This window comes from Pseudoalteromonas sp. UCD-33C (genome assembly GCF_001306895.1).
In the GTDB taxonomy this organism is placed as follows: Bacteria; Pseudomonadota; Gammaproteobacteria; order Enterobacterales; family Alteromonadaceae; genus Pseudoalteromonas.
Map to the genome: position 1 here is coordinate 266965 of NZ_LJTB01000006.1, position 12313 is coordinate 279277.

The 12313-nt window shown below is 40.8% G+C and carries 7 protein-coding genes; 6 read left to right on the forward strand and 1 reads right to left on the reverse strand.

Features of this window, described 5'->3' with window-relative positions; all coding sequences use genetic code 11:
• Window positions 1-135 precede the first annotated feature (135 nt).
• The 6 genes from AOG26_RS13775 (at window position 136) to AOG26_RS13800 (ending at window position 11604) form a co-directional block, all read left to right on the forward strand.
• Complete coding sequence (locus tag AOG26_RS13775; RefSeq protein WP_054563011.1) at window positions 136-2550, forward strand: TonB-dependent receptor; 2415 nt, start codon at window positions 136-138, stop codon at window positions 2548-2550.
• 28 nt (window positions 2551-2578) lie between these two features.
• Complete coding sequence (locus AOG26_RS13780) at window positions 2579-3946, forward strand: hypothetical protein (RefSeq protein WP_054563012.1); 1368 nt, start codon at window positions 2579-2581, stop codon at window positions 3944-3946.
• A 158-nt stretch (window positions 3947-4104) separates the two neighbouring features.
• On the forward strand, window positions 4105-7320 hold the full coding sequence (locus AOG26_RS13785; RefSeq protein ID WP_082401670.1) for a S41 family peptidase: 3216 nt from the start codon (window positions 4105-4107) through the stop codon (window positions 7318-7320).
• A 252-nt stretch (window positions 7321-7572) separates the two neighbouring features.
• The gene (locus AOG26_RS13790; protein WP_152966968.1) at window positions 7573-9087 is read left to right on the forward strand and encodes a ParB/Srx family N-terminal domain-containing protein; all 1515 of its coding nucleotides are present in this window, start codon (window positions 7573-7575) and stop codon (window positions 9085-9087) included.
• Window positions 9087-9974: a DNA adenine methylase gene (locus AOG26_RS13795; RefSeq protein WP_054563015.1), complete on the forward strand. Its 888-nt coding sequence runs from the start codon at window positions 9087-9089 to the stop codon at window positions 9972-9974. Before AOG26_RS13790 ends, AOG26_RS13795 begins: the two co-directional genes overlap by 1 nt.
• A gap of 349 nt (window positions 9975-10323) precedes the next feature.
• On the forward strand, window positions 10324-11604 hold the full coding sequence (locus tag AOG26_RS13800) for an AAA family ATPase (protein WP_442960163.1): 1281 nt from the start codon (window positions 10324-10326) through the stop codon (window positions 11602-11604).
• Window positions 11605-11722: 118 nt separating this feature from the next.
• Here the strand turns inward: AOG26_RS13800 and AOG26_RS13805 are convergent, their stop codons facing one another.
• Window positions 11723-12055, reverse strand: coding sequence for a low molecular weight protein tyrosine phosphatase family protein (locus AOG26_RS13805; RefSeq protein ID WP_054563017.1), 333 nt, complete (start codon window positions 12053-12055; stop codon window positions 11723-11725).
• Window positions 12056-12313 lie beyond the last annotated feature (258 nt).

Genomic DNA, 12313 nt, shown 5'->3' on the forward strand with positions numbered 1-12313 from the left:
CCCAATCACTCCATTTACCTCACTTTAAACATGCTGTTACAAAAAAGAATAAAACTCATTCGTCGATTCACACTTGATACATTATAACAATTAAAGCACAATTGATACATTATAACATATCTACAATGGTGAATAATGAATAACATCTCAAGAGTGGCTGTCGTCATAGCAGCGTTATTACCAGCCAGTGTTTTGGCACAATCAATCAAAGGCGTTGTTTTAAATAACCAAGGTAAAGCGGTGGCTAATGCCACAGTTGACCTTGAAGGGTCTGATCAAAAAGTAACAACTAACGACAAAGGTGAGTTTGAAATCAGCGGCTTAAATAACGGCTTAAAAGAGCTACATATTTCAGCGCCAGGTTATGCTCACTTACATCGAGATATCACACTTGCCAATGACCAAGACCACAGCGCAACCTTTAATCTAAAGCGCTCACCGATTGAAGTGATTGATGTTGAAGCAACGCCGATTCATATGTCGGCAATGGAATCTGCCTCACCTGTTAGTGTGTTATCTGGCGAACAATTAAGACGCCAACAAGCATCAACGCTTGGCGATAGCCTCGAAAAGCTGCCGGGCGTTAACACAAACTTTCATGCCAAGGTTGCCAGTACGCCTGTGATCCGTGGTTTGAGCGGTCCACGTGTTTTAATTACGCAAAATGGCTTAGATGTGAGTGATGTGTCACGTGTTGGCCCTGATCACTCAGTGGCATCGGAAGCATCAACAGCGCAGCAAATTGAAGTATTACGTGGCCCAGCAACTCTATTTTATGGCAGCGGTGCAATTGGTGGTGTCGTCAACGTAGTTGATAGCCGAGTACCAACAGACAGCACAACACGTGGTGAATGGAACCTAGAACATAACTCTGTAGATGAGCAAAAAGTTGCTTCGTTTAATGCCACCACAGGGACTGAGTCATTTGCCTTTTATGCTGATGCATTCTGGCGTGAATCAGACGATTACGAAGTACCTGTTGCCGCCGATATTGACGACACAGAGCACGGCTCAAAGTACGTAGTAGAAAACAGTAATGAAGACTCAGATGGCTTTACTGTTGGTACTAGCTACTTATTTGAGCAAGGTTACCTTGGTGTTGCGGTTGAGCAATTTAACCGCCAATACGGTATTCCTGGCCATACTCATGGTGAAGAAGAAGAGCATGATCACGAAGAGGAGCACAGTGAAGAAGAAGCTGTTTTTGCTGATCTTGAACAAACCAAAGTCCAGCTACTTGGTGAATACAATATCGACAGTGAGTGGCTAAGCAAAATTAACTTACGTGCAGGCCACACAGACTACGAACACGCTGAAATCGAGCACGGTGCTGTAGGCACAACTTTCAAAAACGAAACCAATGAGCTGCGCGTTGACATTCTGCATAGCCAATTTGATGAGTGGAATGGTGGCGTTAGCTTTCATTTCAAAAAAAGTGATGTAGAAGCACAAGGCTCAGAAGCATTCACCCCTCCTTCTGTTACTGAAAGTATTGCTTTTGCAATTATGGAAGAAAAGCACTTTGGCGATTTTTTAGTGCAATTAGGCGGCCGTGTTGAGCGAGTTACTATTGATGCTAATAATGTGCTGTTACCTGAGATCGACGCCCATGCACATGATGAAGACGGTGATGAGCACGACCATGATCATGACCACGAAGAATCAAACTACACACGCGTATTTGATGTTGCCCAAGAGTTTACACCGGTAAGCTTATCAACAGGTGTAGTATGGGATTTTACACCAGGTTATAACCTAGGTTTATCGGTATCGCGTTCTGAGCGTGCTCCGTCTGCTTCTGAGCTGTTATCTTTCGGCCCACACATTGGTACTGCAACGTATGAAGTTGGTGCGCTATTCGACACTCATGATGGTCATTTTGAGCTATCAGATGACGCTATCGATTTAGAAACGGCAAATAATATCGACCTGACATTCCGTAAAACCGAAGGTGATATTGGCTTTATCTTCAATGCCTTTTACAACCAAGTAGATAACTATTATTACCAGATCAACACAGGACTATACGCTGAAAGCGGTCATGATCACGACCATGGCGACGAACATGATCACGAAGAAGAGCACGATCATTCATCTGAACTACCGGTTTATTTATTTAAAACAGACGATGTGATTTTACATGGTTTTGAAGCGCAAGTTGCTTGGCAGCTAAGCGACGAATTTAAACTCGACTTATTCTCTGATTATGTACGCGCGCGTCTGAAAGACGGCGGAGATTTACCGCGTACTCCACCACTGCGTTTTGGTACTGAGTTTAGCTATCAAACCGAAAACCTAACGGCAAATATTCACGTTACGCGCTACCAAGAACAAGACCGCATAGCACAAGAAGAAACCACAACAGACGGCTATACCCTTGTTGATGCCAGTATTTCTTATGAGTTATCGGTATTGAACCAAGACCTATCGCTTTATTTAAAAGGCACAAATTTAACGGACACAGAAGCCCGCGTTCATAGCTCATTCTTAAAAGACATTGCACCACGTCCTGGGCGCAGTTTTGCGTTTGGTGTTCGCGGCTACTTCTAAAACAAAATTACAAATAAAGGAAACCTACATGACACACTTATTTAGATTAAAACTATTGGCACTGGCAATTAGTAGCACCCTGATCACCGCATGTGGTGACGCAGAAACAAATATTGTTGAGAAAGACCCTATCGAGGTTCCTGACGACAGTGGTGATGACCATGATCATGATGACGGTTATACCATTGACTCAATGGGCCGTTTAGCGGTTTTAGCAGCTGATAGCAACGAAGCGAATATCTTTGATTTAGATGACGACTCACTACTAGAAACGTTTTCGCTTATCCATGATTCAAGCTCACTAAATGTTTCACCAAGCTACCGTTATGCAGTTATTGCTAACCGCAGCCAAGATTACTTAGGTTTTATCGATGGCGGTTTATGGCGTGAAGATCATGGCGAGCATTTACATGATTATAAACAAGGCCCTGCATTTAGTGACTACGAGCTAACAACGGGCAGCCGCCCTACTCACATCGTTAAACATGATGGTCAAATGGCCGTGTTTTACGATGGTAATGCCGATGCAGGTACGGTTGCCTCTGTAGAAGTGTTAACCGATAACGACATTGCTAACGAAACAGAGACACTTGCTGGTATTCAGTACGACATCAATATGCATGGTGTTGCAGAGCCACGTGGCGAGCACCTAGTTGCAACATTGCGCCGTGCGGATAGCGAAAGCACTTCAAACGCTAAAATCCTGCCGGATCAAGTGGGTGTTTTCCACCTTCATGAAGGTGAATATGAGCTTGAACAAACATTTGAAGTTACTTGCCCAGATTTACACGGTGCAGCGCAAAACCATGATTATGTAGCATTTGGTTGTGGTGACGGTGTACTGGTAGCTCACCAGCATGATGATGAATACCATGCAGAAAAAATCGCCAATATAGATGCTCTAGGTGATACACGTATTGGCACATTATATGGCCATGAAGGTAGTGAAAGCTTTATTGCAATTGCATCGGGTGTATTTGTAAGTATCAATCCAAGCGAAGCTGAAATGGAAGTACTAGAGTGGCAACTTGATGAAGGCGTAAGTGCTGTATCTTACTCATTTTCAGCAAGCGGAGAGCACTTTTTAGTACTTGATAGCTTAGGCTTTTTAAACGTGCTTGAAGCCCATGAGCACGACGGCCATATGCACTGGGAGCTTGCCGGTAAAGTAGATATCACTGAAGAAGACGTAACAACGATGCCAGAGGGCATGAACTTCAGCATGACTGTGTCACAAAATAGTGAGTTTGCTTATGTTGCCGACCCTATCGCTCAGCATGTACTAAAAGTACATATCGAAGATCTTGAAATTGAAGGTGATCTTGAACTGACTTTTGCACCAAGCGCCATCACTTGGTTAGGTATTGCAGAAGACAGTGACGATCACGACCACTAAGAAGTTATGTTTTATGGTATGACATAGCTCGCAAAGGTTGGCATTTACTGCCAACCTTTTTTTATTCATATTTTGTAACAGACCTTTCATCGCAACTGCATCGCTATTTAAGCCTTAATGGTTATGATGTAACAGTTCCCAATATAGGATGTAATCCCATGAAAAAACTAACAACGTTGGCACTGGCCATGGCTGCGACACTGGCACCTTGGGCATCAGCTTACGAAACTAAAGACACGCGCTTACTGCGTTTTCCTGATATTCATAACCAAAATGTTACTTTTGTTTACGGTGGTGATATTTACATTGCTAATACGCAAACAGGCGAGAGCAAACGCTTAACTGACCATATTGGCTTTGAAACTTTCCCTAAGTTTTCACCTGATGGTAAACGCATTGCCTTTGCAGCCGAGTACAATGGCAGCCGCCAAATTTATGTAATTAACAGCGATGGTTCTGGCTTAAAACAACTGACTTACTACAACGATGTTGGCCCAATGCCACCACGCGGCGGTTTTGATTATCGTGTTCTCGATTGGACACCAGATGGCAAAAATGTGGTGTTTCGTGCTAACCGCACACCGTGGGGTAAACGTATGGGTCGTCCATACATGGTTCCTGCTGACGGAGGCCTTGAGCAGCCTCTGGCTATTCCAGAAACTGGCGGCGGTATGCTTTCGCCAGATGGTAGTAAATATGTTTACACGCCAATTGACCGTGAATTTCGTACTTGGAAGCGTACCCGTGGCGGTCGTGCACAAGATGTCTGGGTTTACGATCTAAAAAACAATACCTCAGAGCAGCTAACCACTAACCGCGCTACCGATCAGCAACCAACCTGGGTTGGCGACAACATTTACTTTGTATCTGACCGTGATTACACCCTTAACCTGTATCAATACCAAAAAGGCGCTGAGCCGAAAAAGCTAACCAACCATAAAGACTTTGACGTACTGTGGCCATCAGCTGGCCCAAATGCTGTTGTTTATGAAAACGGTGGTTTCCTTTATCGCTTTGATCCAAAAACTCAAAAAAGCAGCAAGCTGAGCATTAACATTGCTGGTGTGCGTCAATACGCAATGCCGTACACAAAAAATGTGAGTGACTTTATCGACTCAATGTCGATTTCTCATGATGGTAAGCGTGCACTCTTTACTGCCCGCGGTGAGCTATTTAGCGTACCGGTTAAACAAGGCCCAACACGTAACTTATCTTACACAGCAAAAGGCCGCGAAATTGACGCAAGTTGGTCGCCAAATGGCCGCTATATTGCTTATATGAGCGATGAAAGTGGCGAATACGAAATTTACTTAAAAGACCGCAGTAAAAATAATGCCACTAAACAGCTAACCAGCAACGGCACTATTTGGCGTTTTACACCGATTTGGTCACCAGATAGCTCAAAACTGTTATTTGCAGATAAAAACCACACACTCTGGTGGATAGATGCAAAATCAGGTAAACAACACAAAATTGATACCAGCATCTACGATGAAGAAGGCATTCGCCAATATACTTGGTCGCCAAATAGCGAAGACATTGTGTATGTGAAAAACAATGAAAACCGCTATGCCTCGCTGTGGCACTACAATGTTGATAAAAAGAAAGTGACTCGCTTAACGGATGAAATGACCAATGAGCAAAACCCAACTTTCTCTCCTGATGGTCAATACCTGTATTTTAGTTCTGAGCGTGACTTTAACTTAGCCTTCAGCAGCTACGAGTTCGACTACATGTTTAATCGTGCAACGCGTATTTATGCCGCAGCCGTAAATGACAGCATCAAACCACTTATCGCACTACAAAGTGACGAAACAGCGATCGTCAGCGATAAACAAAAAGATGACGACAAGAAAGCGAAAAATACCCTGCAAAGCAGCGACTTTATGCAGCGCGTTACCGCTTTAAATGCGCCAGCTGGAGATTATCGTGGTTTAACGGCAGTAAAAGGTGGCGTGCTAACACTGGCTAATGGTGGCCTACAATTGATAGGCACAGCTCATGACAGCGAGCTTGAAACCGTGGCTAAAGGGGTTCGTAGTTATACTATTTCGAGCAACGGTGAACACCTGTTAGTACATGCGGGTAAGGATTACAGCTTAATTGAGCCTAAAGCAAAACAAGACCTAGCAGCGAATAAGCTTGATCTTAGTAACATGACCTTAAAAATTGAGCCGCAAATTGAATGGCAGCAAATGTATGTTGAAGGCTGGCGTACATTACGTGATTGGTTCTACGATGAAAACCATCACGGCCAAGATTGGGATGCAATTTTAGCTAAGTATCAACCTATGGCTGATGCTATCTCACATCGTAGTGACTTAGATTACATTCTCAGTGAAATCGCAGGTGAAATTAATTCAGGACACATTTATGTGCAGTCGGGTGATATGCCAAAAGCAGAGCGTAAAAAGCACGGCTTACTGGGAGCAAAACTTGCCAGCGATCCATCTGGATACGTAAAAATTGAGCAAATTTTCCAAGGTGAAAACTGGCATGAAGACTTCCGCTCACCACTTGGCACAACAGGGGTAAAAGCACATAACGGCGACTACATCATTGCCGTAAATGGCCGCTCAGTAAAAGACGTCGCTAACTTCTACGAATTACTAGAGAACACTCAAGGTGAGCAAGTTGAGCTAGTCCTTAACAGTAAACCGCGCAGCAAAGGTGCATGGCAAGTTACCGTTAAGCCTGTAGCCAGCGAGCAAGGTTTGCGTTATTTAGACTGGGTTAACTCTCGTGCAGCCTACGTTGATAAGCTATCAAATGGTCGTATTGGTTATGTTCACTTACCAAATACAGCGTTTGAGGGTAACCGCGCCATGTTCAAAAACTACATGCCGCAAACCACCAAAGATGCCATGATTATTGATGACCGATACAATGGCGGTGGCTTTATTCCTGAGCACATGATCACTTGGCTTGCTCGTAAACCACTTAACTATTGGAAGCGCCGCGGTGTTGAGCCAACGAAAACACCACAATTTGCTCATGATGGTCCAAAAGCCATGCTGATCAATGGTTACTCAAGTTCAGGCGGTGATGCTATTCCTTACTACTTCCGCCAAGCAGGGTTAGGTAAGCTTATTGGTACCCGTACTTGGGGTGGATTAATTGGTATTTCAGGTAACCCAAGCCTTGTCGATGGCGGCCAAGTTATCGCGGCAACATTCCGCGTTTTAGATAACAATGGCAACTGGATCATCGAAAACGAAGGTGTCACCCCAGACATTAAAGTTGTTGACCGCCCAGAGCTAATCTACCAAGGTAAAGATCCATCGATTGAACGTGCCGTAGAAGAGCTATTAAAAGAGCTAAAAGACAACCCGAAAAAGCCACTCACCGTGCCACCAGCACCGACTGACTTTTAATTCTTAACTGGTTGTTAAAAAGCAAAAAACCCCGCTGCAATGCGGGGTTTATTTTTAATTAAAAGAACTACCTTTTAACTTGTATATACAAATAATAATTTTAAGAAAAGCCATATATTCTCATACCTGCGGTACTGTTAGATTTTACTTACTCGATTCAATAGTAAAATTAACTAATCAACTTACTCTATTGCGGTTTACCTAAATAACCTTATTATGTAGGGGCTGTATCAAGTTTAGGGAGAACCAGTTTTGAAAAAGGAACAAGCAGAAATGAAAAAAAAGTGGTGGGAAAATCGTGTTCTTAGGTCTGTAGATAATCTTAAGCTTTGGCATGATAACCCTCGCCTAGATCCTGCAAATAAGCTTGTGACAGTTAGAGACTATGTAGAAGAACTAATTGCTGATCCTATAGATGAGCAAAATTTTATGACTTTAGTTAAGTCAATTGCTACTCGAGGTTTCTTATCCTTCGACCCTGTAGTGGTATGGCAAAGTAAAGAGAAACACTTTTATGTTGCGGAGGGAAATCGAAGGGTAATGGCTTTAAAGCTATTGAGATCTCCAGAAAAAGCACCTCTTTCAATTCGAAAATCTATTGTCCAATTGTCTAGAAAAATAGATCGGGATGACATTGAAAAAATCAAAGTATGTTTAGCTCCGTCCTATGAAGAATCTCGCTGGTATATATTACAACGACATTCACCTGCAGCAAGTAACCAGATCAGATGGCAACGCCTCCAACAACAGCGCTTTATTATTAACGTATATGATTCAGTAGCTCAAGATATTGATGAAACAATTAATGTTACAGGATTCAAACGCTCAGCCATAATCGATGCCTTAAGGTTTGTAAAAATTCGAGATATAGCAACTAGACAAGAAGTAACAACTCATTTATCACCATCTGAAAAAGAGCTTGTCTACAGCCACCGTATAAACATGACTGTTTTAGAAAGGTGGTTTGGCAATAGCCAAGTAAGAGAGCTTTGGCATATTAAATTTGATGAAAATGGTGTGACAGTTAATGCAGATCCTAATACATTTTATGTCGCTTATGCTAAACTACTTAAATTGATGTTTAGTAAAGATACTGAACTTGGCTTTATTGTAAATACAAGAACAATAGACTCGAAGTTTCAAGAGATTTTTGACTTTCTACCCAAAGTTAAATCAAAAAGCGAAGCTGATAGTGCAGTACAATTAGTTCAACCTATTCCACAAGACTTAAAAGATCCTGAATCAAACAAAAGTTCATCTGATACAGTTGAAGAAGAAACTAAACCATTCAATAAAGGCTCTCAAAAGGGAGACCCGAAACGAAGACAGTTAACAGACAAATACCACTCTATCGCAACGAGTAGCTATAAAATCAATGCTTTGTTTAGTGAGCTTCAAAGACTACCTGTTTTCAAATATCAAAATGTTACAGCAGCCTCAATTAGAATTTTTTTAGAACTAGCTGTTGATGAGTACATTGAAAGTTGTGATATTAAATCAGAAATGACAAGAAGATTCAGCAAGGGTTATCATGAGATATCGCTACTGCAAAAACTAAATACATTACAAGGTGAATTCATTGATAACCGCGATGCTAATAAAGTGATTAAAGAGCTCTTAATAACAAGCAATGATCATAGTCTTAATACATTGAATGAATATGTGCATGGTAAAAAGGCGCATAAAATTGAGCCTCAGTTTTTAAATAGATTTTGGGATATGCTTACACCTCTATTCAATACATTGATTGGCCTGAAGGAAATCTAATGTTTTTTTCACCACTAAGATACCCTGGCGGTAAGTCTAAGCTGACAGCTTATGTACTAGAAACAATGAAGCTCAATAGCCTCGAGGGTGCAGCTTATGTTGAACCGTTCGCTGGAGGCTGCGCAATCGCATGGTACTTACTTCTAAAAGGGCATGCTAAAAAGGTATACATCAATGATCTAGATCCTGCTATTCATGCCTTTTGGTATAGCGTTCTGTATAAAACAGAAGCATTATGCAAGTTAATAGAAACAACCCCTATCACTATTGAAGAGTGGCACGTACAGAGAGAGATATACCGAAGCAAGCCGAATGATTACTTGTCTCTTGGCTTTGCTACTTTATTTTTGAACAGAACTAACCGCTCAGGAATAATTAAAGCAGGTGTGATTGGTGGGCTAAAGCAAGCTGGTAATTATAAGCTAGATTGTCGATTCAATAAGAAACGAATTATTTCTCAAATTCAAGCAATTGCAGACAAAAGGGATTATATTCGACTTACGAATTTAGATGCGACTCAATTTATTGAAGAACATATTCCAGATATCGAGGGCCCAGCTTTTATCAACATCGATCCTCCCTACTATGTAAAGGGTAAAGGTTTATATCAGAATTTCTTTGAGCATGAAGACCATTACAGGTTATTTGAAAGTATTAAAAGAATTAATCAACCTTGGATTGTCACGTATGACGATACACCTGAGATATGCGGAATCTACTCTGAATATTCCCCAGAATCATTTGGCTTAACTTACACAGCACAAACCAAATGCAAGGGTTCAGAGGTTATAATCCATTCCCCCAAATTAATGAAAACAGGCTTAAAACCTGACGTAACTTTTTCTGAAATAAATAAAATAAATAAAAATGCTTTAATTAAAAATTGAAGGCTAATTAGCTTTTAGATTAGAGCCCTGATATTACACCGGAAGTTAAAAATAAAAAATGATCATTAATAAAGTTAATATAAATTCATTCAGGGGCTTTAAAGATGTCGAGTTCAATTTAGGAGATTATATAACTCTAATAGCTGGCCAAAATGGAACTCAAAAGAGTACACTACTAGGAATCCTAACTCAGACTTTCACAATACCAAATAAAGGTCATCCCTTCTCTAGAGAAAAGCCTCTTACAGGGGGCTCATTTCGATCCGCTTTTCAAGATAAGTTCAGATTATCGCCAGTACTTGACTTACCAGGCTCACACTTATGGACTCTGTATCTGAAGGATAAACATATGCACCCAGATACAGATGATCAAGGAGGGTTCGTAGTCGAGAGTATTCTTAGAAAATCAAAAGATAGTGAGAGCGTTCGCTTTTGGCAGAAAGGGAAGAGAGATGCCGGTAGTGGCTATGTTCAATTACCCGTTATTTTTTTGAGCCTAAAGCGTTTAATTCCAATTGCAGAAGCTGGAACCATTGAAACAAAAAACATTCAACTCACGGATATTGAAATTAAATGGTTTTCTGATAATTACAACAAAATACTACTTAGTGATGACAATCTTGAATCGATTGATTATTTAGAAAGTAGCAATAAGAATACTATTGGCGTAACGACGAATCACTATGATTGGAACTCAAACTCTGCGGGTCAAGATAACTTAGGGCGTTTACTTTTAGCTGTCATATCTTTTAGACGATTAATGGAGAAATACCCTAAAGATTATAAAGGCGGAATTCTTGCTGTCGATGAAATTGATGCAACTCTTTATCCTGCTTCACAAGTAAAACTTTTAGAATTTTTAGCATCAATCTGCAATAAACTAAACCTTCAAATCATTGCAACTACTCACTCGCTACACATGTTAGAGAAAATATCAGAGCTAAAAAATGCTAAAGGCCGTAATCAACAATTTAATACCGCTTATCTGAAAAAGGTTGATGGTGAAGTACAAATAGAAGAGTCGCCAAGCTTTGAAAAAATAACTTATAACTTAAATGTAACTATAGGAAAAAAGCAGCCAAAGCTAGAGGTACCTGTTTACACGGAAGATAAAGAGTGTATCCACTTTTGCAAAGCCTTGATAAAAAATAGGTTCAAAGGGCTAAAGTTCTCTGATCTTACAATGGGTTGCAATAATTATATTCAACTGGGTAAAAAGAAAGTCCAAAGTTTTTCATTTCCGAATTCTATTATTGTCCTTGATGGAGATACTAGAGAAAAAGTGAAGAAAGCTAAATTAAAGAATTTTATTTGCTTACCTGGCGATTTAAATCCCGAAGGAATGCTTGCTAACTTTTTAACAACTCTCCCCGATAAAAGCGCCTTTTGGGAAAGTAAAGTTGACGGTTATTCAAAGCAAGTTTGTTTTAAAGATTATAAGCTAAATGACATACTAAGTAGCCGGGAAAAGGCAAAGCTTTGGTACAACCAGCAGCTTGATACTGGAGCCTGGGGATTACAAGCTCGCAGTGCATTCAATCTACTTATCCAGTCTATACCTGATGAAAAGCAATTGTTTGAAGATAACTTTGAAAAACTCTATATAACTATTCAAGATCAACTGAAATAATTATACATTGGCTTTCAAAGAAATAGACACAGCATTACGTACTCATAGTAGTGTCACTATAAGTGTTTGGATTGCTGTGCCTTGATGGAATTACATCGTTCTATCCTCGTTTTATTAATTATGCAGTGTGGTCGAAATAGTGATCGACTGACTGCTTTAAAGTTTCAATGAGTGCCTCATCCATATATTGGTACTCGTCGGGTATATCGAGTACCTGAATCGGCTTGTGCTGCAATAAACGGCTAAATTGCGCTTTAAGGCGTTGTTTATGCTTATGTTCCATCACAAAAATTATATCTGCCCAATTAATATCAGCCGTTGTTACCGTGTGCCTTGCTCGTGGGCTTGTACCTGCAGAGCGGGCTTTAATGCCATTGTATTGGTTGAATACCTTTTCTGCCGTTGGGCTACGCCACTGGTTACGGCTACATAGATACCCAAGCCACCTCAAAATACAGAATTCAGCGTTTCACCGGTGTTTAATATCAAGGCGTTACTTTGCAAGAATGGCAGTCCCTTTTAAGAAGTAACAACGATGAGAGTAAGTGCCTGTGAAGCGCCCAAAGGGTTGGTTTAAAAGCGATTTATACTGCGTTATTGATCTTAACAATAGAACCACTATTACTTGCAATCAATGCCTTGCCTAAATCGCTTTTAATTCCAACTGAAACTCGCATCTTGAGGCGGTTTGGGTATCAACAGTTTTCCA

Excerpts from the sequence above, each read along its gene's own strand:
- AOG26_RS13775 (WP_054563011.1), top strand. The coding sequence starts at position 136 with ATGAATAACATCTCAAGAGTGGCTGTCGTCATAGCAGCGTTATTACCA.
- AOG26_RS13780 (WP_054563012.1), top strand. The coding sequence starts at position 2,579 with ATGACACACTTATTTAGATTAAAACTATTGGCACTGGCAATTAGTAGC.
- AOG26_RS13785 (WP_082401670.1), top strand. The coding sequence starts at position 4,105 with ATGAAAAAACTAACAACGTTGGCACTGGCCATGGCTGCGACACTGGCA.
- AOG26_RS13795 (WP_054563015.1), top strand. The coding sequence starts at position 9,087 with ATGTTTTTTTCACCACTAAGATACCCTGGCGGTAAGTCTAAGCTGACA.
- AOG26_RS13800 (WP_442960163.1), top strand. The coding sequence starts at position 10,324 with ATGCACCCAGATACAGATGATCAAGGAGGGTTCGTAGTCGAGAGTATT.